This is a genomic window from Bacillus sp. 0102A, from assembly GCF_036765155.1.
GTDB classification, from domain to species: Bacteria; Bacillota; Bacilli; order Bacillales; family Bacillaceae; genus Bacillus; species Bacillus subtilis_G.
Map to the genome: position 1 here is coordinate 174,635 of NZ_JBAIZW010000005.1, position 24,198 is coordinate 198,832.

A 24,198-nucleotide genomic window follows, 5' to 3' on the forward strand; every position below is an offset into this window, starting at 1 on the left:
AGGTTCATAATGATGAGCAACCCGGTAACAATTACAGAAGCAGCTGCTTTGCATATAAAAGATATGATGAAAGAGCATGAAGAAGAAAACGCGCTTTTACGAGTAGGCGTAAAAGGCGGCGGCTGCAGCGGCCTTTCATACGGAATGGGCTTTGAACATGAAAAAGGTGAAAAAGACAGTGTATTTGAGGAACATGGCATCACTGTTCTCGTTGACAACGACAGCCTTGATATCATGAACGGCACGATCATTGATTTTAAACAATCCATGCTTGGCGGCGGTTTCACCATCGACAATCCAAACGCCATCGCTTCATGCGGCTGCGGTTCTTCGTTTAGAACAGCGACGAATGCTGGTAAGCCTGAAGAGTGCTAATAACAGAAAACGCCAAGTCAAGCGGCGAACCGCTGGCTTGGCGTTTTTTATTTTTAATACTTATCCCCATTAAAAATCGAATTCTTCACAATCACATAATCCACATTGCGGATCGCGTCAAGCTTCGTTCCACCTGCATAAGAAATAGAAGATTGCAGATCCTGTTCCATTTCAATCAGTGTATCCTTGATAGAGCCTTTATGCGCCACGTGCATTTTTTTGCCTTCTACATTTTTCTTTTCGCCTTTTTGGAATTCAGAGGCCGAGCCGAAGTACTCTTTGTAGAGCTCTCCGTCTTTTTCGATCGTTTGGCCTGGTGATTCTTCATGTCCGGCAAATAGTGAACCGATCATGACCATCGTTGCGCCGAATCTGATTGATTTTGCGATATCGCCATGTGTGCGGATGCCGCCATCTGCGATAATCGGTTTGCTGGCTGCTTTGGCGCACCAGCGCAGCGCCGCTAACTGCCAGCCTCCTGTGCCGAAGCCGGTTTTGATTTTCGTAATACATACTTTCCCCGGACCGATGCCGACCTTAGTGGCATCCGCTCCCGCGTTTTCAAGTTCTCTGACTGCTTCCGGCGTTCCGACATTGCCGGCAATGACAAAGCTGTCCGGCAAATGTTTTTTGAGATGCTGGATCATTTCGATAACGGCATTTGAATGACCGTGCGCAATGTCAATTGTCACGTAATCGGGAGTCAGGTTTTCTTCTGCCAGCTGGCGGACAAATTCATACTCCTCATCTTTGACGCCCACGCTGATAGAAGAGAATAATCCGCGTGCGTGCATATCTTTCATAAAATCAATTCGTGTTTCAGGTTCAAATCGGTGCATCACATAAAAGTAGCCATTTTCGGCTAATTGAATGGCTAGCTTTTCATCTATAATCGTCTGCATATTGGCAGGAACGACGGGCAATTTAAATGTGCGTCCGCCTAAACGTATGGATGTATCACATTCTGAGCGGCTGTTTACAATGCATTTTGCAGGAATTAGCTGAATATCTTCATAATCAAATACGTTTTCCATGTTTTTCACTCCTAAAAACGAATATTTAAAAGAATAATAAATGAAATGTTCGCCTTGTATAATGTACTCTGTTTTATTTAGGATGTCAAACGTTTTTATTTGCTTACAGGTGTGGGCAAGCGCCGATGCTTGTCATGCACAGTGAGTTTGGGTATGATAGTTTTAACGAATGGTCTTAGAGAGCGGATCAAAATGCGAATCATATACGTTCAGCAAAGCTTAGTCGTTCAGCACCAGGCTTTCTTTATGACATGAACGTGTGAAAGGAGCGAATCAGATGACTCAAAACGAAGGAAAAACACCGAAGTCGCAAAAGATCCAAGATCGCATTATCATGGCAATGATCTGGATCGTCGCAGCCCTTGTGATTGCGCTGGTTATTGGAACTGCGATGAATTATATCAATATCTTCAAATAAAAAAGGAGCTGTGTCGCTGACACAAACTCCTTTTTTTATTATTTATTTTCAAAAAGACTTGTTGAGTGAAGAGGCTGTACGCGGGCTTTTGGATCCATGTAAGCTTTGGCGTTGTTCACTGCTGTCGGCGCCTCGCCGAAGCCGCTTGCGATCAGGTTGACTTTTCCTTCGTATGTGCAAATGTCACCTGCGGCAAAGAAGCCTTCGATGTTTGTTTCCATAGTTGATTTGACGACAATAGAATTTTTCTCGATGTCCAGACCCCAGTTTTTAATCGGTCCAAGAGATGAAACGAAACCGTAGTTGACGATTAAGTCATCAATTTCTAAAATCTCTTTGCGATCGCCTTTCACTTCTTCAAGCACTAGCTGTTCAATTTTGTCTTCCCCGATCAGCTCCGCAGGGACGAATGGCGTCAGGACATTAACCTTCGACGCATGAAGGTTTTCCACACTGTGCTCGTGCGCGCGGAACTTATCGCGGCGGTGAATGATGGATACTTCTTTTGCGATTGGCTCAAGCATAAGCGCCCAGTCAACCGCTGAATCTCCGCCGCCAAGGATTGCAACTCGTCTGCCGGCGAATTTTTGCAAATCGTCAACGAAGTAATGAAGGTTTTTGTTTTCATACTGCTCGGCATTTTCAAGTTCCAGCTTTCTCGGTTTGAATGCGCCGTTTCCTGCAGTAATGATCACTGTTTTGGAGTAGTGGATTTCTTCATTTGTCACAAGCTTAAACACGCCATCCGCTTGTTTCTCAACAGATTCAACGGCTTGCTCCAGACAAATGGTTTGTTCGAATTTCGCCATTTGCTCTTTTAGGTTATTGATAAGCTCTTGTGCGCGGATTTTCGGAAATCCCGCTACATCATATATATACTTTTCAGGGTATAGGGCGCTAAGCTGTCCACCGAGCTGAGGCAGGCTTTCGATAATTTTGACGCTAGCCTGTCTCATGCCTCCGTAAAAAGCGGTGAATAAGCCGACCGGTCCCCCGCCTATAATGGTAATATCATAAACCTTTGTATCCTCTCGCATACGAAAATTGCCTCCTAAATGAAAATTGTTATTAATTATACCATATTGCCGTTCGAATTGACGAGTCAGCAGAAAAAATCGTAAGTGTATAAAGTGCGCATCCATTCTTGAAAAATTTTCCGCAGGCCGATACGATGATAACCAAATGAATTGATCTTTTTCTGAATGTTTCTTGGGCCAGCCGGATAAGTATGATAGTAGTTCTATGCGTAAGGACTTCACAAAAAACTTTTCAATATATTTCATAAAATCCCGCCAATAAGCTGAAGCTAACACAAATGATGATTTTATTATGCGTCTAACAAAAGCAAAAAAGAGAAGGTGGATGTGATGGCATTGAATAAGCCCAAAATCGTGATTTTAGGTGCAGGATATGGCGGATTGATGACGGTAACTAGGCTGACAAAGTTTGTCGGACCGAATGATGCTGATATTACGCTTGTGAATAAACACAATTATCATTATGAAACGACATGGATGCATGAAGCGAGCGCGGGTACGCTCCATCATGACCGCTGCCGTTATCAGATAAAAGATGTAATCAACCAGTCGCGGGTCAATTTTGTACAGGATACCGTAAAAGCAATCAAAATTGATGAGAAAAAAGTTGTGCTTGCGAATGGAGAGCTAAAGTACGATTATGTAGTCATCGGGCTCGGCGCGGTGCCCGAGACGTTCGGTATTAAAGGTTTGAAAGAATATGCGTTTCCGATCTCCAACATCAACACGTCGCGCCTGCTGCGGGAACATATTGAGCTGCAGTTTGCGACTTACAATACGGAAGCGGAAAAACGGCCGGACAGGTTAACGATCGTTGTAGGCGGAGCCGGATTTACGGGGATTGAATTTCTCGGCGAGCTGGCGGCCCGCGTGCCGGAGCTCTGCAAGGAGTATGACATTGACAGAAGCCTCGTGCGAATCGTATGTGTGGAAGCCGCGCCGACCGTTTTGCCGGGCTTTGATCCTGAGCTTGTCGATTATGCGGTTCATTATCTTGAGGAAAACGGAGTTGAGTTTAAGATCGGCACGGCTGTGCAAGAATGTACACCGGAAGGAGTCAGAGTCGGGAAAAAAGATGAGGAACCAGAGCAAATCAAATCGCAAACCGTTGTATGGGCGGCAGGTGTCCGTGGCCATCCGATTGTAGAGGAAGCCGGTTTTGAAAATATGCGCGGCCGGGTCAAAGTCAATCCTGATCTTCGCGCACCCGGGCATGACAATGTCTTTATTCTCGGCGACAGCTCGCTGTTTATGAATGAAGATACAGAGCGCCCGTATCCGCCGACTGCGCAAATTGCGATGCAGCAGGGAATAACGGTTGCTAAAAACCTTGGCAGGCTCATTAAAGGCGGAGATCTTGAGGAATTCAAGCCGGACATTAAGGGAACCGTTGCTTCTCTTGGCGAGCATAACGCGGTTGGGGTCGTGTATGGCAGAAAGCTGAAAGGCACGCCGGCTTCGTTTATGAAAAAAGTCATCGATAACCGCTCGCTGTTTTTGATCGGCGGACTTGGACTGACGTTGAAAAAAGGCAAGTTTAAGTTTTTCTAAAAACCCGCTTCCGCGGGTTTTCTTTATTAAAAAACGCCAAAATAAAAAGATAATAAGAGGAAAATGAATATGTTTCCGCTTACATGAAAAGATTTGTCACATGATCTAACTTTATTGTTGACAGCCTAATATGTTATATTATCAGAAAATTAAGAAAAAAGGGTGATGATCAGATGAAAACTGCAACGACAACCGCTTCACATGCATGCCCATTTTGCTCAGGGAAAGGGTACTTTCAATTGATTCTCGGCGGTTCAGAGACTTGCCCATCTTGCCAGGGGACAGGAAAAGACAGTCATTCTTTTTCCAGCCGTTGACTTTATTTCAGCCCCCGCGTTACACTAAAAACAACGCAGGGGGTGGAATAGGTTGATTAGTCTGCCAGTCGTCATCATCTCAATTGTTCTGTTTTTTGTTTTGTTTTTTGGAATCGGTTTCTTATTAAACATGCTGCTGAGGATGTCTTGGATTATGGCTGTGATATATCCAATTGTATGCCTTTTCATTATCAGCAAGGAAAAGCTGATCAGCTATATCCAGTCGCCGGGAGAATCATTTGCCGGCCTGTTTCATCGTATCGTATCATTAGCGGCTGCCGATGTGCTGATTTTAGCCAGCGGTTTGGCTGGCGCCGTCGTGTCCGGTATCGCGATCAACATGCTCAGAAAAAGAGGATATCAAATGTTTTAAATGCCGCTTTCTTCCTAAAGAAAGCTTTTTTTGTGCTTTCTGCTCATTCACTATATTGAATATTGCTCTCTCCAATTGGGAACAATGATTCGGAGGAGAGGTGGATGATGTTGAATATGATCAGACGTTTGCTGATGACCTGTTTATTTCTGCTTGCATTTGGCACGACACTTTTATCAGTGTCAGGAATCGAAGCGAAGGACTTGTCAAAATGGGTGCAGGAACATCAAGAAAAGCACTTGAAGCATGCAGGACTGACATTAAAAGCATTGCAGCAGAAAAAAACACAAACCATGTCCGCGGACAAGGATAAAACAAAACCGTTAGAAGAAGCTTTTGATTGGAACGAGTATCCGGTCCAAAAAGTAACAGCAACAGGCTACACGGCAGGAGCTGAATCGACGGGAAAAAAGCCCGGTGACCCATTATACGGGCTTACATATTCAGGTGTGAAAGTAAAACGGGATTTATACTCCACGGTTGCCGCTGATCCGTCCGTTTTCCCGATCGGCACGATTTTATTCATTCCGAACTACGGTCTTGGAGTTGTGGCAGACACAGGATCGGCTATTAAGGGAAACCGCCTTGATTTGTACTTTGAAACCGTCAAAGATGTGTACAATGAATGGGGCAAAAAAACCCTTGATGTATATGTGATTAAAAAGGGAACGGGAAAGGTCACCGAGGATGAGCTTGATAAGCTCAATGAAACAAAATCTTTGCAAGTGTTCAGAAATCAATATAAAACAGTGAAAGAATAAAACGCTCCAGCCACCGCTGGAGCGTTCAGCGTGTCGACAACCCCTCGCATTCGTTGTCAGGACTGCGCGTCGGTGCTCACGTGTTATGAAAGGAACGGCGGTTAAATGCTTAGGCGTCCTGCTTAAACACCGCCGTCATCACATCCTGTGAAAGTCTGCTCCGATGCTCGCCCTTCCTAGACTTCAAGGGTTTTCAATCACGCTGAAAAGATGACAAAGTCATAAAACAAAAACCGTTTTATGACTTTGTAACAATCTGAACGCTCCAGCCACGACTGGAGCGTTTTTTACATGAATAAGTAAGCGAGTATCAATGTTAGTAAGATACCTGTTAAACCTCCGAAAAAAACCTCGATCGGCTGGTGTCCGAGAAGCTCCTTCAGCTTTTTTTGCTTTTCTTTTTCTTTGGCTTTCGGGAAGTCCTTTGCTTCATTCACGAAGCGGTTAAAATCAATGACAAGCTTATTGATGACTGTTGCCTGCTCACCGGCATGCCGTCTGACGCCAGTTGCGTCAAACATGGTAATGACGGCGAAAATAGCGGAAACTGCAAAGAGAGAGGAGCTTAGACCATGCTCCAAGGCTACGGCTGTAGAAAGCGCGGTAACCGCTGCGGAGTGGGAGCTCGGCATGCCGCCTGTGCTTGTTACCAGCGTCCAGTCCAGTTTTCTGGATGCGATAAACTGTATGGGCACTTTGATGACCTGAGCAAAAACAATCGCGGCCAGACTTGATAATAAAGGGAAATTTGTTAAAAGTTCCATTGGCGACATCCTTTCTATTTGAAAAAATCCTTCGTGTTTCAAAAGAAAAAAACAAGTCTTAGACTGTTGTTTGATAAAATAAGTGTAATGGAAAGAATGTTTTTCCTATTATACCATTGTTCATAACAAATACCCATTACGTTAGGAGTGTAAGCATATGTTTTATGCGATTCAGCAATTAGAGCATACGGAAACCCTTGTGGTTGGACTTTTTCAAAAAAGCCAGCTGTCAGGCAAAGCGTTGGAAATGGATGAAATGCTGGAAGGCCATCTGACACAGCTTTTGAAAGATGGTGATGTCTCTTCGAAACCAAATCAAGTATCAAAAGTATTCCCTCCATCCTCTGCGGATATGAAACGAATTTATTTCGTTGGTCTGGGGAGAGAAGCCAATTATTCGTTTGAACAGGCGAAGGAATGTTTTGCCCATGTTTTTCAAGCGATTCATAAAGACCGGAAACAAGAAGCGGCTGTCCTGCTTGACACGTTTATTTCGGAAGACGTGCCTGCAGCCGATGCCGCTCATGCTTTAGCTGAGAGCTGCCTGCTTGCTTCCTATGAGGTGCAGGATTATAAGCACAAATCAAATGAGCCGGACAAACAAATTGAAGCCGTGTACGCTGTCACAGATGAAGACACACAAGAAGTGCAGGCGGGACTTCGCGTCGGCCAGGCATACGGGCAAGGGGCAAATTCGGCTAGAACGCTAGTGAATATGCCGGGAAACATGCTGACAGCGACTGACCTCGCTTCTTATGCAGAAGAGCTTGCGGCGAAATATGATTTTGAGTGTGAGATATTGGAGAAATCAGAGATGGAAGAGCTCGGTATGGGCGGAATACTTGCTGTAAACCAAGGCTCGGCCGAACCCCCGAAAATGCTTGTTTTGAAGTATCAGGGCAAAAAGGAATGGGAAGATGTCGTCGGACTTGTAGGAAAAGGGATTACCTTTGACACAGGCGGCTACTCCATTAAAACAAAATCTGGAATTGTCGGCATGAAATCTGATATGGGAGGAGCAGCTGCGGTTCTTGGCGCAATGGAAACGATCGGAGAGCTTCGTCCCGAGCAAAACGTGCTGGCTGTCATTCCTTCAACCGATAATATGATCTCAGGCGGAGCGATGAAGCCTGATGATGTGATCGTATCATTAAGCGGAAAAACAATTGAAATCCTCAATACGGATGCTGAAGGAAGGCTTGTGCTTGCAGATGGCATTACATACGCGAAACAGCATGGGGCGTCAGTTCTTGTTGATGTAGCTACGCTGACCGGCGGCGTTGTTGTGGCATTAGGGACAGAAACGACCGGCGCTATGACAAATGATCAAAGCTTTTATCGGCAGGTAGCTGATGCTGCGGAAGAATGCGGCGAGGCGATCTGGCAGCTGCCGATAACAGAGAAGGATAAAAAGCGAGTGAAGAGCAGCCAAATGGCGGATCTCAGCAATTCGCCGGGACGCGAAGGACATGCGATTATGGCAGGAACGTTTCTTGGTGAATTTGCCGAAGCAACGCCTTGGGTGCATCTTGATATTGCGGGCACGGCGACTTCAAATAAAGCAACCTGCTTCGGGCCGTCCGGGGCTACCGGCGTTATGACCAGAACACTTGCCACACTGGCGGGGCGATTTACATTGGAAGAAGATAAAAGCGAATAATGTTGGACCCCTGCTGCGGAATGCGGCGGGGATTTTTTCTTCCGAAATCTTTAGTTGACTAAAGTGTAGCGATTATGATACGATACGTTCGTACTTTATTTATCTACTACATTAGCAAACTAAAGGATTTTTTGGAGGGTTATCATGAATGCAGTCGTCATCGCAGTGCTGCTTATGCTTGTTTTAAGCCTGCTGCGTGTCAATATCGTTATCGCATTAATCATAGGGGCCCTGGCCGGCGGGTTAACAGGCGGGCTCGGGCTTGGAGAAACGGTTAAAGCTTTTACAGACGGGCTCGGAGGAAATGCCACCGTTGCAGTCAGCTACGCCATGCTTGGCGCGTTTGCTGCGGCATTAACGAAAACAGGTCTTCCGGACGCAATGGTGGAAGCTTCCGTTAAATTGATCGGAAATAAAGAAGACACCCGCAAAAAAGCACTGTCCAAAGTGCTGATTGTCCTGATAATTTTAATCATATCTTGTTTTTCGCAAAACGTGGTTCCGGTTCATATCGCATTTATCCCGGTCCTGATTCCGCCGCTGTTGAAAATCTTTAATGAACTTGAAATGGACCGCCGTCTAATTGCGTGTGTGATTACATTCGGTTTAACGGCGCCTTATATTTTAGTGCCGGTTGGTTTCGGCCAAATCTTCCAAGGCATGCTCAAGGATAATGCAGAAGCCGCCGGATTAAACGTATCTCTCGGTGATATTCCTTACGCTTTAATGATCCCGGTTGCGGGAATGGTTGTAGGTTTGATTATCTCAATCATCGTCTTCCGTAAACCGAAAACATACGAAACAAAAGAAATATCTGGTACGAATGCTTCTCCATATACAAAAAAAAGCCTGGCCATCGCGGTTCTTGCCATCGCAGTGTCACTCGGCGTCCAGCTCTATTTATCTCAGACTTTGGGAGTAGAAGGGATGATTATGGGGGCGCTGGCAGGTCTGATCATTCTGTTTGTCAGCGGTGTGATGAAGCGTGATGAAGCGGACTCACTGATTACTGACGGAATGGTTTTAATGGCTTTTATCGGTTTTGTCATGCTCGTTGCAGCCGGGTTTTCAAATGTATTGACGAAAACCGGAGATGTAGAGTCACTGGTTAAAACAGCAGCTGGCATTATGGGGAACAGCCAGTTAGTGGGCGCATTGTTGATGCTTATTGTCGGTTTGTTCATTACAATGGGAATCGGATCTTCTTTTGCGACGATTCCAGTTATCACAACGATCTTTGTGCCTCTTTGCATGCAGCTCGGCTTCAGCCCGATGGCAACGGTTGCGATTATCGGAACGGCTGCTGCGCTCGGTGATGCCGGTTCACCTGCCAGCGACAGTACACTTGGACCGACTTCAGGTTTGAGTGCTGACGGCCAGCATCATCACATTTGGGACACTTGTGTGCCGACATTTTTATTTTATAATATTCCGCTTATCATCTTTGGCTGGATTGCGGCGATTGTTTTATAGGAAAAAGGCTCCCCTTTACTGGGGAGCCTTTTCTCGTTATGATAAAAAAACCGTCCAAGAGAATGATTTTTTACGTGGACGATATGTGATTTCTATTAAAGCCGGTTGCTTTTTGAATAGAGCGGTAGATCGCAGGTGCGATAAACGCCAGCACCACAGCCAGCGCCGTGTCTTTGACCATAAACCAAGTCATAAAGCCCCAAGCCGTGCCGTAGCTCACTGGCGTATGAATCCACAGCTTCAGCGCAAGATACATATAGGTAGTCCCGATGATATACATGATGGCGGTTCCGATAAGAGAAGCCATCAAAAATCGGATGTTGCTCGGCTGCATTTTGCGTTCTAAAAACCATCCAGCTGCATACGCCGCTGGGATGTATGAGAGAATAAATCCGCCGCTTTTTCCGGCAAACGGTGCGAAGCCCGCTGAAAATTGAGCAAACACAGGCGCTCCGGCCAATCCGACAAGCGCATATACAATCATGGCAATCCCTGCTCGTTTGCTGCCGAGCAACAAACCCGCCAAAATACAGAAGAATGGCTGCATTGAAAGCGGAATGCCGGCTACTTGTAAAAAGGGTGCCACTGATGTAATGTTGGCGCCGACAGCCATAAGTGCGGCGAACATGCCGATCAGGGCCATATCTCCCGCACGAAGTTTTTGTTGTTTCATTGTTGTTCCCCCTTAGGTTGACATACACAATCATAGAGTAATAAAGAATGGATATATTGTCAACATAAAATGAAATAAGGTTAACAAAAGGAGGTCTCCATATGTATTTCGGAAAAACAAAACAGACTGACCAATCTGGGAGAGTGCCGCCAAATCAAAACGTCACAACCTCATTTCCTGTGCTTCATACTGGAAATGTCCCATATTACGAAGATATGACCAAATGGAATCTGCAAGTATATGGATTGGTTGACCAGCCGATGCTGTTGAGTTTCGAAGATGTTAAGGCCTTTTCTCAGTACGAATCGAAAAATGACATTCACTGCGTCACTGGCTGGTCAAGGCTTGATAATGTGTGGCAAGGCGTGCGGGCTCGCGATATAGCGGAAAAAGCGGGTGTAAAAGAAGAAGCGGGTTACGTCATTTTACATGCGGAAGAGGGCTGGACGACCAATCTCACGCTTGATGATTTCAAGGCTGAAACCTCACTTCTGGCTTATGCCCATAATGGCGAGCCTTTAACGCCTGAACACGGCTTCCCGCTGCGGGGCGTATTTCCGCATCTGTATTTTTGGAAAAGCGCCAAGTGGCTGCGCGGCATCCAATTTACGAAAGAGAATCACCCTGGCTTTTGGGAGCAGAACGGCTATCACATGAGAGGCGACCCTTGGCAAAATCAAAGATTTACATGGGATTAAGGTTCTATTTTTGGCAGGACAATCTGCATCTTTATAAGGTTTTTATTTCCATATAGATAGTCTTTAGGTACCTTATTTGATGAAGGTGCCTTTTTTAATTGGAAAAAAGTTGACTTTCTTTGGAAGAAAACCTATTATTTGAGTTGTCTAGTTGATAGTGAAAATCATTATCATATATTGCGATTTAGTTTAAGGAGAGGAATGTCGTACTGCATGAATGAGAAAACAACAGACAGAGTGAAAGGCGGGACGCAAGACGCATTTACCATTCCTGGGACGGAAGTGCGTATGATATCTTCAAGCACTGAAAACCGTGTCTACCAAATTTTCATTTCGAAACCGAGTACCCCGCCGCCGCCCGCTGGTTATCCGGTTATTTATCTGCTGGATGCCAATTCTGTCTTTGGAACGATGGCGGAAGCTGTTCGCATACAGGGGCGCCGTCCTGAAAAAACCGGAGTGATCCCTGCTGTGATCGTCGGCATTGGCTATGAGACAGCAGAACCGTTCTCCTCAACGCGTCACCGGGATTTTACAATGCCGACGGCTCAATCGAAGCTGCCGGAAAGACCCGACGGCAAAGAATGGCCGGAGCATGGCGGGGCAGAGGGCTTTTTCAGATTTATTGAGGAGGATCTAAAACCGGAGATAGAACGAGATTGCCAGATTGACAGAAACAGACAAACGATCTTTGGCCACTCGCTTGGCGGTCTGTTCGTGCTGCAGGTGCTGTTAACAGCGCCGGATGCGTTTCAAACGTATGTCGCGGGAAGTCCGTCTATTCATTGGAATAAGCCATTTATTCTCGAGAAAACGAGCCATTTCGCCTCCCGCTTCAAGAAAAACAATCAGCCTATCAATATCTTGCTTGCTGCAGGTGAATTAGAGCAGCATCATAAAAGCCGGATAAACGATAATGCGAGGGAGCTTTACGAACGGCTGGCCGCTTTATCTGAACAAGGCATGCGGGCAGAATTTTGCGAGTTTTCAGGAGAAGGGCATATTTCGGTTCTTCCTGTTTTGGTCAGCAGGGCGCTGCGTTTTGCGCTTCACCCTGACGGACCGCATATGTCAATGGGCTGAGATATTCTCAGCCTCGCTAATACATATAAAATATTCGTCATTGAAATTATATTTGACTGTCACATGACAATTGGATATGATTATTTTTATAATTGATAATGATAATCATTATCAATAAATTGTGCTTTTCTTTTCAAGGCGCAGCAGTTTTTTCGCTGGATGTCCGTCCGGCATAAGCGAAGAAAGGAATTGATGACATGAATACAAAGGGTATAGAGGGCAAAATTGCGTTGATAACAGGAGCTGCCCAAGGGATAGGTGAAGCTGTTGCTCGGACGCTTGCCAGTCAAGGCGCACACATTGCGGCAGTTGATTATCATCCTGAAAAGCTGCAAAAGGTTGTGGACAGTCTCAAAGCGGATGGCTGCCATGCGGAAGCCTTTCCCGCGGATGTGAGAGACAGCGCGGCGATTGACGACATCACGGCCCGCATCGAACGTGAAATGGGGCCGATCGATATTTTGGTGAATGTAGCGGGTGTCCTTCGCCCGGGGCTAATCCATACACTCAGTGATGAGGAATGGGAGGCCACGTTCTCAGTGAATTCGACCGGCGTGTTTAACGTCTCGCGTTCAGTCAGCAAATATATGATGGACCGGAGATCGGGTTCGATTGTAACGGTCGGATCGAATGCTGCGGGTGTGCCAAGAACATCTATGGCGGCATATGCCTCTTCAAAGGCTGCGGCTGTGATGTTTACGAAATGCCTTGGCCTTGAGCTTGCAGAATATCATATTCGCTGCAATATTGTGTCTCCCGGATCAACCGAAACAGACATGCAGTGGTTATTATGGGCCGATGAAAACGGAGCGGAGAAAGTCATAAAAGGATCACTTGAGACATTTAAGACGGGAATCCCGCTGAAAAAACTGGCTCAGCCTTCGGATATTGCGGATGCCGTGCTCTTTTTGGTTTCTGACCAGGCGGGGCATATTACGATGCATAATTTATGTGTAGATGGCGGCGCGACCTTAGGTGTGTAACTCATTTTAAAGGAGGTTCATGAGAATGTTGGAACAAAACGTTGTACCAGGAACAAAAGCGGAGCATTTGCTTCATGAGTATCAGCCGGGTGCTTTTTTCTTAGCTTCTCCCCATCGCGTGCTGTTAGCGAAAGGCATTAGTGAAATCGTACCGGAGGCAGAAGGGCAAAACCAAATAGAAACCCTTTCCGGCCGTATTGCAGAGACGCTGCGTCAAGCAAAGCAGTCGGGGCAAAGCCGTCCGCTTGTTGTCGGAGCCGTTCCTTTTGATCATGTAAAAGCAGCTCGGCTTGTTGTTCCTGAAGAAGTGCGCTGGTCTGGACCGCTTCAATTTGATTATGCGGAGAAGGAGCAGCAGCCTGAGCATACATACCACATAGAGCCTGTTCCTGCACCGGAAGGGTATAAAAATGGTGTCGAACAAGGACTGGCGCGCATTGCCGATGGGACACTCAGCAAGATTGTCCTGTCCAGATCGCTGCATTTGACATCGTCTGAACCGATTCAGACGGATGAACTGCTTAGACATCTGGCGCAGCATAATACGCATGGCTACACGTTTGCCGCGGACGTGTCCAGACAAGCGGAAACGTCGTCGAGCCGAACTTTGCTCGGTGCAAGTCCGGAGCTTCTCGTTTCAAGAAGGGGAACTCAGGTCGTTTCCAATCCATTAGCCGGCTCAAGGCCTCGCAGTGATAATCCGGCTGAAGACGAGCGCCGGGCTGCCGAATTGCTTTCTTCCGCTAAGGATCTCCATGAGCATGCGGTTGTGGCTGACGCGGTTGCGGCAGCGCTCCGGCCTTTCTGCCGGACGCTGGATATTCCGGAGAAACCTTCACTGATCAAAACGGAGACGATGTGGCATTTGTCCAGCGTGATTAAGGGAGAGCTTTCCGATCCGTCGGTGACCGCACTGGAATTGGCAGCGGCGCTCCACCCGACGCCGGCCGTCTGCGGAACACCGACTGATCTTGCAAGAGAAGCGATTCTCAGCATTGAACCGTTTGACCGCGGTTTCTTTACCGGCATGGTCGGCTGGTGTGATGACGCGGGTGACGGAGAATGGATCGTTACGATTCGTTGCGCAGAGGCAGAAGAACGCTCACTTCGCCTGTATGCAGGAGCGGGTGTTGTTGCCGGATCAAAACCAGAGGACGAGCTTCAGGAGACATCCGCGAAGTTTCAGACAATGCTGCGGGCAATGGGCGTGAATCATATATGATCAGAATGAATTGCTGGAGGGATACAACATGCTGAATGGATTTACTCCTTGGCCTGATGAGGTAGCTGAGACATATCGGAAGAACGGCTGCTGGGCCGGCGAGACGTTTGGAGATATGTTAAGGGACAGGGCTGCCAAACATGGTGATCGCATTGCCATTACATGCGGAAACACACATTGGAGCTATCAAGAGCTTGACACAAGGGTTGATCGTCTGGCTGCCGGATTTCAAAAGCTCGGCATTCAACAGATGGATCGTGTCGTAGTGCAGCTCCCGAATATCGCAGAGTTTTTTGAGGTCATTTTCGCGCTCTTCCGTTTGGGGGCGCTCCCAGTCTTTGCACTGCCTTCTCATCGAAGCAGTGAAATTACATATTTTTGCGAGTTTGCTGAAGCGGCTGCTTACATCATTCCAGACTCTTATTCCGGTTTTGACTACCGTTCACTTGCCAGACAGGTTCAAAGCAAGCTGCCGTCTTTGAAACACGTCATTGTCGCAGGTGAAACAGAGGAATTTTTGCCGCTGGAGGATTTGCATACAGAACCTGTTAAACGGCCTGAAGTCAGCTCTTCGGATGTGGCGTTCCTTCAGCTTTCTGGAGGAAGCACCGGCTTATCAAAACTGATCCCGCGGACTCACGATGACTACATATACAGTCTGCGGCGGAGTGCAGAGGTCTGCTGGCTCGATCACAGTACGGTGTACTTGGCAGCATTGCCGATGGCGCACAATTACCCGCTGAGCTCTCCCGGGGTTCTCGGCGTGTTGTATGCCGGAGGAAGAGTGGTATTATCTCCTTCTCCAAGTCCTGATGACGCGTTTCCTTTGATTGAACGGGAACAAGTCACGATTACCGCTCTTGTTCCGCCCCTTGCAATGGTATGGATGGATGCCGCATCTTCACGCGATGACGATTTATCCAGCCTTCAAGTGCTGCAGGTGGGCGGCGCCAAGTTCAGTGTTGAGGCCGCGCGCAAGGTTAAAGCTGTTTTCGGCTGCACGCTGCAGCAGGTGTTCGGAATGGCAGAGGGTCTCGTCAATTATACGAGACTGGATGACCCTGAGGAAGTCATTGTCAACACCCAGGGAAAACCGATGTCCCCATATGACGAAGTGCGTGTTTGGGATGATCAGGATCGTGACGTGAAACCTGGTGAAACAGGGCATCTGCTTACGCGGGGGCCGTATACGATTCGGGGTTACTATAAGGCAGATGAGCATAATGCCACTTCTTTTACTGAGGACGGTTTTTACCGCACGGGTGATATCGTTAGACTGACAGCAGACGGCTATATTGTCGTTGAAGGCAGAGCGAAGGATCAAATTAACCGCGGGGGAGAAAAAGTGGCGGCTGAAGAAGTAGAAAATCATCTTCTGGCACATCCGGCTGTCCACGATGCCGCAATGGTCTCAATGCCTGACCAATTTCTTGGCGAAAGATCTTGTGTGTTCATTATTCTCAGGGATGAAGGGACGAAATCCGCAGAGCTTAAAGCTTTTTTGAGAGAGCGCGGACTGGCTGCATACAAAATTCCCGACCGCATTGAATTTGTCGAATCCTTCCCGCAGACAGGGGTAGGAAAAGTCAGCAAAAAAGCGCTTCGTGAAGCCATTGCCGAGAAGCTTCTTGCAGGATCAAAAAAATAAAACAAACAACAAGTTGAGAGGAAGTGTTCAAATGGCTATACCTGCCATTCAGCCGTATCAAATGCCGACAGCGTCTGATATGCCGCAAAACAAAGTTTCATGGGTGCCTGATCCAAATCGGGCAGTTCTGTTAATACACGATATGCAAAACTATTTTGTCGATGCTTTCACAGCGGGAGCGTCTCCGGTAACAGAGCTTTCAGCGAATATACGCAAGCTGAAGGACCAATGTGCCCAGCTGGGGATTCCTGTTGTCTATACCGCGCAGCCGGGAAGTCAAAATCCGGAAGACCGGGCGCTGCTGACAGACTTTTGGGGCCCAGGGTTAAACAGCGGCCCTTATGAGGAGAAAATTGTAAACGAGCTGTCACCGGATGATGATGATATCGTGCTGACAAAATGGAGATACAGCGCGTTTAAGAGAACGAATCTGCTTGAGATTATGCGAAAAGAGGGGCGCGATCAGCTGATCATTTCCGGGATTTACGCCCATATTGGCTGTCTCGTTACAGCATGTGAAGCATTTATGGAGGATATCGAAGCATTTTTTGTGGGAGATGCAGTTGCTGATTTTTCATTAGAAAAACATCAAATGGCGTTGGACTATGCGGCTGGGCGCTGCGCGTTTACTGTGATGACCGACAGTCTTCTCGATCAGCTGAAGAATGCGCCTGAACCTGCTCAGAAAACGTCAGTGACGACTGGCAAAGCAGTGTTTACATGTGAGAATATCCGTAAACAAATCGCTGAGCTTCTTCAAGAAACACCTGAAGATATTGCAGATCAAGAGGATTTGCTCGACCGTGGGCTTGATTCGGTAAGGATCATGACATTAGTAGAACAATGGCGCCGCGAAGGAGTCGAGGTGACATTCGTGGAACTGGCTGAACGCCCGACGATCGAAGAATGGCAAAAATTGCTCACAACCCGCAGCCAGCAAGTGCTGCCAAACGCGGATTATTTATAAAGGGAGGGTAAACAAACGGATGCCTGATACAAAAGACCTTCAATATTCTTTGACCGGAGCGCAAACCGGCATATGGTTTGCTCAGCAGCTTGATCCGGACAATCCAATCTACAATACAGCGGAATATATAGAAATCAATGGACCAATCAATATTGCTCTTTTTGAAGAAGCAGTGCGGCACGTGATAAAGGAAGCGGAATCGCTGCATGTCCGCTTCGGTGAAAAGATGGACGGGCCTTGGCAGAAGATAAACCCGTCTCCGGATGTACAGCTGCACATCATTGACGTCAGCTCTGAGCCTGATCCGGTAAAAACAGCATTAAACTGGATGAAGACAGATTTGGCAAAGCCGATCGATTTAGGATATGACCCTTTGTTCAACGAAGCTCTGTTTATAGCCGGGCCTGATCGTTTCTTTTGGTATCAGCGCATTCACCATATTGCGATCGACGGCTTCGGCTTTTCCCTGATTGCCCAGCGTGTGGCAAGTACGTATGCCGCGCTTATGAAAGGACAATCAACTGATGGCCGTTCCTTTGGGGCTCTTCAGGCCATATTGGAGGAGGATGCAGATTATCGCGCATCAGAGCAGTATGAGAAGGATCGTCAATTCTGGCTGGATCGTTTTGCTGATGGCCCTGAAGTTGTGAGTTTGGCTGATCGGGCTCCAAGAACATCTAACAGCTTTCTTCGTCATACGGCGTATTTGCCTCTATCTGATGTAAACGCGTTAAAAGAAGCGGCGCGCTATTTCTCAGGAAGCTGGCATGAAGTCGTGGTTGCGGTGTCAGCTGTTTATGTGCACCGTATGACCGGCTCTGAGGATATTGTGCTCGGTCTGCCCATGATGGGACGGATAGGGTCCGCATCGCTGAATGTGCCGGCTATGGTGATGAATCTTCTCCCGCTCCGGCTGTCTGTCAGCTCTTCGATGAGCTTTTCAGAGCTTATTCAGCAAATTTCCCGGGAAATCCGCAGTATTCGGCGACATCATAAGTATCGCCATGAAGAGCTTCGGCGCGATCTAAAATTGATAGGAGAAAACAATAGATTATTTGGCCCGCAAATCAATCTCATGCCATTTGATTACGGTCTTGACTTTGCCGGGGCCCGAGGAACAACGCATAACCTTTCAGCCGGTCCTGTCGATGATCTATCCATCAATGTATATGACAGAACGGACGGCAGCGGGCTGCGGATTGATGTAGATGCGAATCCTGAGGTATACAGTGAGTCTGATATTAAACATCATCAGCAGCGGATCTTACAGCTGCTGCAAACGGCTTCAGCCGGGGAGGATATGCTGATTGGGCAAATGGAGCTTCTATTACCAGAGGAGAAAGAACAAGTCATTCGTGAATGGAATGAGACAGGGAAATCTGAGAAGCTGCTCAGCCTTCAGGACATGTTCGAGAAGCAGGCAATCCTTACGCCAAAGCGTATCGCTCTCCTATGTGATGACGTTCAAGTAAACTATCAAGAACTGAATGAGGAGGCAAACCGCCTCGCGCACCTTTTAATTGAAAAAGGTCTTGGTCCGGAGCAATTTGTCGCTTTGGCGCTGCCGCGTTCTCCGGAGATGGTAGCTTCGATGCTAGCTGTACTAAAGACTGGAGCGGCGTATCTTCCGCTTGATCCGGAGTTTCCGGCCGACCGAATTTCTTACATGCTCGAGGATGCAAACCCCTCATGTATCATAACGACTGAGGAAATAGCAGCCCGTCTGCCTGATGACCTGTCAGTACCGCAGCTTGTGCTTGATCAGGCTGTTACGCAGGAGGTTCTAAAACGCTATTCGCCTGACAATCCGAATGTATCGGTTTCTCTTGCCCATCCTGCGTATATCATCTATACCTCAGGATCAACAGGAAGGCCGAAGGGTGTCGTTGTTACGCTGAAAAGCTTAAGCAATTTTCTGCTGTCCATGCAGGAGGCATTTTCTCTAGGAGAAGAAGACAGGCTGTTGGCTGTGACGACTGTCGCTTTTGATATTTCAGCATTGGAGTTATATCTTCCGCTTATCAGCGGCGCGCAAATCGTGATCGCAAAGAAAGAAACGATCCGTGAGCCGCAGGCATTGGCTCAAATGATTGAATATTTCGATATCAGCATCATGCAGGCGACACCGACACTATGGCACGCATTGGTGATGAATGAACCTGAGACACTTCGGGGGCTCAGAGTGCTTGTCGGAGGCGAGGCGCTGTCGAGCGGCCTTTTGCAGGCGCTTCAAGAGCTTCATTGTCCAGTCACGAATTTATATGGACCTACTGAAACAACGATTTGGTCTGCAGCAGCTTTCCTTGAAGAAGGGCTGAAGGGCGTTCCGCCGATTGGCAAACCGATTTGGAATACGCAGGTATATGTGCTTGATAACGGTTTACAGCCGGTTCCGCCGGGCGTTGTCGGAGAGCTTTATATTGCAGGAACCGGCTTGGCTAGAGGTTATTTCCGCCGCCCTGATTTAACGGCTGAGCGTTTTGTTGCAGATCCGTACGGACCGCCGGGGGCTCGGATGTATCGGACCGGAGATCAGGCCCGCTGGCGCACTGATGGGTCTTTGGATTATATCGGGCGGGCGGATCATCAAATCAAAATTCGCGGGTTCCGAATTGAACTTGGAGAAATTGATGCCGTGCTTGCCAAGCATCCGGACATTGAACAAGCCGCGGTTGTCGTTCGGGAAGATCAGCCGGGAGACAAACGGTTAGTCGCATATGTAGTCTCTGCTTCGGCTATTGATACTGCCGAGCTTCGCCGATATGTGGGTGCCAGTCTTCCTGATTATATGGTGCCGGCGGCGTTTGTGGAGATGGACGAACTGCCATTAACACCGAATGGCAAGCTCGATCGAAAAGCACTGCCAGCGCCTGATTTTAGCACATCTATCAGCGATCGGGGACCGCGGACTCCTCAGGAAGAAATATTGTGTGACTTATTTGCCGAGGTTCTTGGCCTGGCCCGTGTCGGCATTGATGACAGTTTCTTCGAGCTGGGCGGTCACTCTCTTCTTGCGGCCCGTTTGATGAGCCGTATTCGCGAGGTAATGGGGGCCGAACTCGGTATCGCAAAGCTCTTTGACGAACCGACAGTCGCCGGACTTGCTGTACATCTCGATCAGGCGCAGAGTGCACGGCCCACATTGCAGAGAGCCGAGCGGCCTGATAATATCCCGCTTTCTTTTGCTCAGCGACGGCTATGGTTCCTCCATTGTCTGGAAGGACCGAGCCCTACTTATAATATTCCGGTTGCTGTCCGTCTGTCGGGTGAGCTGGATCAAGAAGTGCTGAAAGCGGCACTATATGATCTCGTCTGCCGCCATGAAAGCCTTCGGACGATTTTCCCTGAATCACAAGGGACATCCTATCAGCATATTTTGGAGGCTGATCAAGCACGTCCTGATTTACATGTTACTGAAATTGCTGAGAAGGAGCTTTCTGAGCGGCTTGCTGAAGCTGTGCGCTACAGTTTTGATCTTGCAGCTGAACCTGCTTTTCGTGCAGAGCTTTTTATCATTGGTCCTGACGAATACGTGTTGCTTCTCCTCTTACATCATATTGTCGGGGACGGCTGGTCCTTAACGCCGCTGACCCGCGATCTTGGGGCAGCTTATGCGGCTCGCTGTCATGGAAGACCTCCCGAATGGGCGCCCCTTGCTGTGCAGTATGCAGACTATGCGCTTTGGCAGCAAGAACTGCTTGGAAGCGGGGATGATCCAAATAGTTTGATTGCCGGACAGCTTGATTTCTGGAAAGAAACCCTGAAGAATTTGCCTGATCAGCTTGAACTGCCAACCGATTATTCACGTCCGGTTGAGCCGAGTCATGATGGGGATACGATTCATTTTCGCATTGAGCCTGAGCTTCACAAGCGATTGCAGGAGCTGGCTCGTACAAATAGGGTGAGCCTGTTTATGGTGCTTCAATCCGGCCTGGCCGCTTTATTGACAAGGCTCGGGGCGGGCACTGATATCCCGATCGGCAGTCCGATCGCGGGGCGGAATGATGATGCGCTGGGCGATCTTGTGGGGCTGTTTATCAATACATTGGTGCTCAGAACCGATACGTCCGGTGACCCCAGCTTCCGTCAGCTTCTTGACAGAGTGCGGGAAGTGAATCTGGCAGCTTATGAAAATCAGGACCTGCCGTTTGAGAGACTTGTAGAGGTGCTCAATCCGGCTCGTTCGCGGGCAACGCATCCTTTATTCCAAATTATGCTTGCGTTCCAAAACACACCAGACGCTGAACTGCATCTTCCTGACATGGAAAGCAGCCTGCGAATCAACAGTGTCGGTTCTGCCAAGTTTGATGTGACGCTGGAAATCAGTGAAAACCGGCTTGCTGACGGGACACCAAACGGATTGGAGGGACTGCTCGAGTACAGCACTGATCTTTTCAAGCGGGAAACTGCCCAGGCTCTTGCTGACCGTCTGATGCGCCTGCTGGAGGCTGCCGAGTCTGATCCTGACCAGCAAATCGGAAATCTGGACATTCTTGCACCGGAGGAGCGCAGCAGCATGGTGACAGATTGGCGAAGTGTTTCTGAAAAGATTCCGCACGCAAGTTTGCCGGAGCAGTTTGAGAAACAGGCAGCTTTAAGTCCAGATGCCATTGCCGTTGTTTATGAAGATCAGGCGCTGAGCTATGCAGAGCTGAATGAACGAGCAAATCGGCTTGCCCGAATGCTGATCAGCAAAGGCGTCGGACCGGAGCAATTTGTGGCATTAGCAATGCCCCGATCACTGGAGATGGCTGTCGGGCTATTAGCGGTGCTAAAAGCCGGCGCGGCTTATCTGCCTCTCGATCCGGACTATCCGGCTGACCGAATCGCATTTATGCTGAAAGATGCACAGCCCGCGTTTATTATGACGAACACAAAAGCTGCGGAGCATATTCCATCAGCGGAAAACGTGCCGAAAATCGTGTTGGATGATCCGGTACTGGAAGAGAAACTAAACACATACTCTGCTGAGAATCCGAATAATACGGATCGGATTCAGCCGCTTTCTCCTTTGAATACGGCGTATGTCATTTATACATCCGGTTCAACGGGAGTTCCAAAAGGTGTGATGATTCCTCATCAAAACGTAACGCGTTTATTTGCAGCGACCGACCACTGGTTCCATTTCAGCTCGGACGATATCTGGACCATGTTCCATTCCTATGCGTTTGACTTTTCGGTGTGGGAGATTTGGGGTCCTTTGCTGCACGGCGGACGTCTTGTGATCGTGCCCCATCATGTCAGCAGATCGCCGGAAGCGTTTCTGCGCCTGCTTGTAAAAGAAGGTGTGACCGTTCTGAATCAGACACCGTCTGCTTTCTATCAGTTGATGCAGGCAGAACGAGAGCAGGCGGATTTCGGACAGGCGCTCAGTCTGCGCTATGTCATTTTTGGCGGAGAAGCGCTTGAACTCAGCCGTTTAGAGGATTGGTATAATCGCCACCCTGAAAATAGACCGAAGCTGATCAATATGTATGGGATTACTGAAACGACTGTGCATGTGAGCTATATCGAATTAGACCGAAGCATTGCAGCTTTACGGGCAAACAGTTTGATCGGCTGCGGGATTCCCGATCTTAGCGTATATGTGCTGGACGAGCGCTTGCAGCCGGTTCCGCCGGGTGTTGCCGGAGAGCTGTATGTATCAGGAGCGGGATTAGCACGAGGCTATCTGGGACGGCCTGGTTTAACAGCGGAACGCTTCATAGCTGATCCATTCGGTCCTCCGGGCACTCGGATGTATCGCACTGGCGATGTGGCCCGCCTCCGCGCTGACGGTTCTCTCGACTATGTCGGCCGTGCCGATCACCAAGTGAAAATTCGAGGCTTCCGGATTGAACTGGGAGAAATTGAAGCCGCGCTAGTTCAGCATTCACAGCTTGAAGATGCGGCAGTGATCGTTCGTGAGGATCAGCCGGGAGATAAACGTTTGGCAGCTTATGTTATCCCTTCGAAAGAAACGTTTGATACAGCGGAACTGCGCAAATATGCTGCTGATAGACTGCCGGATTACATGGTGCCTTCCGCCTTTGTGACGATGAAAGAATTGCCGCTGACACCGAACGGAAAGCTTGACCGTAAAGCGCTGCCCGCTCCGGATTTCGCAGCGGCGGTGACAGGACGCGGACCAAGAACACCGCAGGAAGAAATCCTCTGTGATCTGTTTATGGAAGTGCTTCACTTGCCGCGTGTCGGTATTGATGACCGTTTCTTCGATTTAGGCGGACATTCCTTGCTTGCTGTTCAGCTGATGAGCCGCATTCGTGAAGCGCTCGGTGTTGAACTCAGCATTGGCAACCTATTTGAAGCACCGACTGTGGCCGGGCTTGCTGAAAGACTTGAGATGGGTACAAGCCAAAGCGCACTCGATGTTCTGCTGCCGCTCCGAACAAGCGGAGACAAGCTTCCTTTATTTTGTGTTCATCCGGCAGGCGGACTCAGCTGGTGCTATGCTGGTTTGATGACCAATGTAGGAACAGATTATCCGATTTACGGCTTGCAGGCCCGGGGAATCGGGCAACGGGAGGAGCTTCCGAAAACGCTTGATGACATGGCTGCCGATTATATTAAACAAATCCGAACGGTCCAGCCGAAAGGCCCGTACCACCTGCTGGGCTGGTCCCTGGGCGGGAATGTCGTTCAAGCCATGGCCACTCAGCTGCAAAATCAAGGAGAAGAAATATCTCTGCTAGTGATGCTGGACGCCTATCCGAACCACTTTCTTCCCATAAAAGAGGCGCCGGATGATGAGGAAGCGCTTATTGCCCTTCTGGCGTTAGGCGGGTACGATCCAGACAGCTTAGGGGACAAACCGCTTGATTTTGAAACGGCGATTGAGATTCTTCGCCGTGACGGCAGCGCGCTTGCGAGTCTGGATGAATCAGTCATTTTAAATCTGAAGAATACGTATGTCAATTCTGTCGGCATTTTAGGCTCATATAAGCCGAAAACCTTCCGTGGAAATGTCTTGTTTTTCAGATCAACAATCATACCTGAATGGTTTGATCCGATTGAACCGGATTCGTGGAAGCCTTATATTAACGGACACATTGAACAAATCGACATCGACTGCCGCCATAAAGATCTTTGTCAGCCGGCACCGCTCGCTCAAATTGGCAAGGTTCTCGCTGTCAAACTGGAAGAGATGAATAAATAAGGGGG

19 protein-coding genes are annotated in these 24,198 nt (G+C 48.2%); 15 read left to right on the plus strand and 4 right to left on the minus strand.

Annotated features, from left to right (window positions below; genetic code table 11):
- Window positions 1–12: 12 nt before the first annotated feature.
- Window positions 13–375 carry a HesB/IscA family protein gene (locus V6D41_RS13305; RefSeq protein ID WP_148963999.1) on the plus strand — a complete coding sequence of 121 codons (363 nt, stop codon included), beginning with the start codon at window positions 13–15 and terminating at the stop codon, window positions 373–375.
- Between the two features lie 53 nt (window positions 376–428).
- On the opposite strand, the gene guaC is transcribed toward V6D41_RS13305, so the two are convergent.
- Window positions 429–1,409: a GMP reductase gene (gene guaC, locus V6D41_RS13310; protein ID WP_333518508.1), complete on the minus strand. Its 981-nt coding sequence runs from the start codon at window positions 1,407–1,409 to the stop codon at window positions 429–431.
- Between the two features lie 277 nt (window positions 1,410–1,686).
- Here guaC and V6D41_RS13315 point away from each other — a divergent pair, with 277 nt between their 5' ends.
- Window positions 1,687–1,827 carry a hypothetical protein gene (locus V6D41_RS13315; protein WP_087993310.1) on the plus strand — a complete coding sequence of 47 codons (141 nt, stop codon included), beginning with the start codon at window positions 1,687–1,689 and terminating at the stop codon, window positions 1,825–1,827.
- A gap of 38 nt (window positions 1,828–1,865) precedes the next feature.
- On the opposite strand, the gene yumC is transcribed toward V6D41_RS13315, so the two are convergent.
- The gene (gene yumC, locus V6D41_RS13320; RefSeq protein ID WP_333518509.1) at window positions 1,866–2,864 is read right to left on the minus strand and encodes a ferredoxin--NADP reductase 2; all 999 of its coding nucleotides are present in this window, start codon (window positions 2,862–2,864) and stop codon (window positions 1,866–1,868) included.
- A gap of 330 nt (window positions 2,865–3,194) precedes the next feature.
- Between yumC and V6D41_RS13325 the strand changes: the two genes are divergently transcribed.
- The 4 genes from V6D41_RS13325 (at window position 3,195) to spsC (ending at window position 5,866) form a co-directional block, all read left to right on the plus strand.
- Window positions 3,195–4,415 carry an NAD(P)/FAD-dependent oxidoreductase gene (locus V6D41_RS13325; RefSeq protein WP_333518510.1) on the plus strand — a complete coding sequence of 407 codons (1,221 nt, stop codon included), beginning with the start codon at window positions 3,195–3,197 and terminating at the stop codon, window positions 4,413–4,415.
- Between the two features lie 173 nt (window positions 4,416–4,588).
- A complete protein-coding gene (locus tag V6D41_RS13330) occupies window positions 4,589–4,732 on the plus strand; it encodes a YuiA family protein (RefSeq protein WP_003243733.1) in 144 nt (47 codons plus the stop codon).
- A gap of 52 nt (window positions 4,733–4,784) precedes the next feature.
- Window positions 4,785–5,105 (plus strand): YuiB family protein, encoded by a 321-nt coding sequence (locus V6D41_RS13335; protein ID WP_148963995.1) that lies wholly within the window; start codon window positions 4,785–4,787, stop codon window positions 5,103–5,105.
- Between the two features lie 104 nt (window positions 5,106–5,209).
- A complete protein-coding gene (spsC, locus tag V6D41_RS13340) occupies window positions 5,210–5,866 on the plus strand; it encodes a stationary phase survival protein SpsC (RefSeq protein WP_148963994.1) in 657 nt (218 codons plus the stop codon).
- 287 nt (window positions 5,867–6,153) lie between these two features.
- Here the strand turns inward: spsC and V6D41_RS13345 are convergent, their stop codons facing one another.
- A complete protein-coding gene (locus V6D41_RS13345; RefSeq protein ID WP_087993305.1) occupies window positions 6,154–6,630 on the minus strand; it encodes a divergent PAP2 family protein in 477 nt (158 codons plus the stop codon).
- Window positions 6,631–6,787: 157 nt separating this feature from the next.
- On the opposite strand from V6D41_RS13345, the gene V6D41_RS13350 reads away from it, so the two are divergent.
- Together V6D41_RS13350 and V6D41_RS13355 are read left to right on the plus strand one after the other, a co-directional pair.
- Window positions 6,788–8,290 (plus strand): leucyl aminopeptidase, encoded by a 1,503-nt coding sequence (locus tag V6D41_RS13350; protein ID WP_333518511.1) that lies wholly within the window; start codon window positions 6,788–6,790, stop codon window positions 8,288–8,290.
- Window positions 8,291–8,434: 144 nt separating this feature from the next.
- Entirely contained in the window at window positions 8,435–9,763 is a 1,329-nt protein-coding gene (locus V6D41_RS13355; RefSeq protein WP_333518512.1) for a Na+/H+ antiporter family protein, read from the plus strand.
- Window positions 9,764–9,833: 70 nt separating this feature from the next.
- Here V6D41_RS13355 and V6D41_RS13360 read toward each other — a convergent pair whose 3' ends face one another.
- The gene (locus V6D41_RS13360) at window positions 9,834–10,436 is read right to left on the minus strand and encodes a biotin transporter BioY (RefSeq protein WP_148963990.1); all 603 of its coding nucleotides are present in this window, start codon (window positions 10,434–10,436) and stop codon (window positions 9,834–9,836) included.
- A gap of 101 nt (window positions 10,437–10,537) precedes the next feature.
- Here V6D41_RS13360 and V6D41_RS13365 point away from each other — a divergent pair, with 101 nt between their 5' ends.
- The 7 genes from V6D41_RS13365 to V6D41_RS13395 all read left to right on the plus strand — a co-directional run bounded on the left by V6D41_RS13365 (window position 10,538) and on the right by V6D41_RS13395 (window position 24,193).
- The gene (locus tag V6D41_RS13365; protein WP_333518513.1) at window positions 10,538–11,134 is read left to right on the plus strand and encodes a sulfite oxidase-like oxidoreductase; all 597 of its coding nucleotides are present in this window, start codon (window positions 10,538–10,540) and stop codon (window positions 11,132–11,134) included.
- Window positions 11,135–11,347: 213 nt separating this feature from the next.
- On the plus strand, window positions 11,348–12,217 hold the full coding sequence (gene besA, locus V6D41_RS13370) for a ferri-bacillibactin esterase BesA (protein WP_333518514.1): 870 nt from the start codon (window positions 11,348–11,350) through the stop codon (window positions 12,215–12,217).
- Window positions 12,218–12,414: 197 nt separating this feature from the next.
- A complete protein-coding gene (locus tag V6D41_RS13375) occupies window positions 12,415–13,200 on the plus strand; it encodes a 2,3-dihydro-2,3-dihydroxybenzoate dehydrogenase (protein ID WP_333518515.1) in 786 nt (261 codons plus the stop codon).
- A gap of 25 nt (window positions 13,201–13,225) precedes the next feature.
- Complete coding sequence (gene dhbC / locus V6D41_RS13380; protein WP_333518516.1) at window positions 13,226–14,422, plus strand: isochorismate synthase DhbC; 1,197 nt, start codon at window positions 13,226–13,228, stop codon at window positions 14,420–14,422.
- Window positions 14,423–14,450: 28 nt separating this feature from the next.
- The gene (locus V6D41_RS13385; RefSeq protein WP_333518517.1) at window positions 14,451–16,070 is read left to right on the plus strand and encodes a (2,3-dihydroxybenzoyl)adenylate synthase; all 1,620 of its coding nucleotides are present in this window, start codon (window positions 14,451–14,453) and stop codon (window positions 16,068–16,070) included.
- 31 nt (window positions 16,071–16,101) lie between these two features.
- Window positions 16,102–17,037 (plus strand): isochorismatase, encoded by a 936-nt coding sequence (locus tag V6D41_RS13390; RefSeq protein ID WP_333518518.1) that lies wholly within the window; start codon window positions 16,102–16,104, stop codon window positions 17,035–17,037.
- A 19-nt stretch (window positions 17,038–17,056) separates the two neighbouring features.
- Window positions 17,057–24,193 (plus strand): amino acid adenylation domain-containing protein, encoded by a 7,137-nt coding sequence (locus V6D41_RS13395; protein WP_333518519.1) that lies wholly within the window; start codon window positions 17,057–17,059, stop codon window positions 24,191–24,193.
- Window positions 24,194–24,198 lie beyond the last annotated feature (5 nt).

Coding starts and splice junctions, on each gene's coding strand:
- V6D41_RS13305 (WP_148963999.1), top strand. CDS start 13: ATGAGCAACCCGGTAACAATTACAGAAGCAGCTGCTTTGCATATAAAA.
- guaC (WP_333518508.1), bottom strand. CDS start 1,409: ATGGAAAACGTATTTGATTATGAAGATATTCAGCTAATTCCTGCAAAA.
- V6D41_RS13315 (WP_087993310.1), top strand. CDS start 1,687: ATGACTCAAAACGAAGGAAAAACACCGAAGTCGCAAAAGATCCAAGAT.
- yumC (WP_333518509.1), bottom strand. CDS start 2,864: ATGCGAGAGGATACAAAGGTTTATGATATTACCATTATAGGCGGGGGA.
- V6D41_RS13325 (WP_333518510.1), top strand. CDS start 3,195: ATGGCATTGAATAAGCCCAAAATCGTGATTTTAGGTGCAGGATATGGC.
- V6D41_RS13330 (WP_003243733.1), top strand. CDS start 4,589: ATGAAAACTGCAACGACAACCGCTTCACATGCATGCCCATTTTGCTCA.
- spsC (WP_148963994.1), top strand. CDS start 5,210: ATGATGTTGAATATGATCAGACGTTTGCTGATGACCTGTTTATTTCTG.
- V6D41_RS13345 (WP_087993305.1), bottom strand. CDS start 6,630: ATGGAACTTTTAACAAATTTCCCTTTATTATCAAGTCTGGCCGCGATT.
- V6D41_RS13350 (WP_333518511.1), top strand. CDS start 6,788: ATGTTTTATGCGATTCAGCAATTAGAGCATACGGAAACCCTTGTGGTT.
- V6D41_RS13355 (WP_333518512.1), top strand. CDS start 8,435: ATGAATGCAGTCGTCATCGCAGTGCTGCTTATGCTTGTTTTAAGCCTG.
- V6D41_RS13360 (WP_148963990.1), bottom strand. CDS start 10,436: ATGAAACAACAAAAACTTCGTGCGGGAGATATGGCCCTGATCGGCATG.
- V6D41_RS13365 (WP_333518513.1), top strand. CDS start 10,538: ATGTATTTCGGAAAAACAAAACAGACTGACCAATCTGGGAGAGTGCCG.
- besA (WP_333518514.1), top strand. CDS start 11,348: ATGAATGAGAAAACAACAGACAGAGTGAAAGGCGGGACGCAAGACGCA.
- V6D41_RS13375 (WP_333518515.1), top strand. CDS start 12,415: ATGAATACAAAGGGTATAGAGGGCAAAATTGCGTTGATAACAGGAGCT.
- dhbC (WP_333518516.1), top strand. CDS start 13,226: ATGTTGGAACAAAACGTTGTACCAGGAACAAAAGCGGAGCATTTGCTT.
- V6D41_RS13385 (WP_333518517.1), top strand. CDS start 14,451: ATGCTGAATGGATTTACTCCTTGGCCTGATGAGGTAGCTGAGACATAT.
- V6D41_RS13390 (WP_333518518.1), top strand. CDS start 16,102: ATGGCTATACCTGCCATTCAGCCGTATCAAATGCCGACAGCGTCTGAT.
- V6D41_RS13395 (WP_333518519.1), top strand. CDS start 17,057: ATGCCTGATACAAAAGACCTTCAATATTCTTTGACCGGAGCGCAAACC.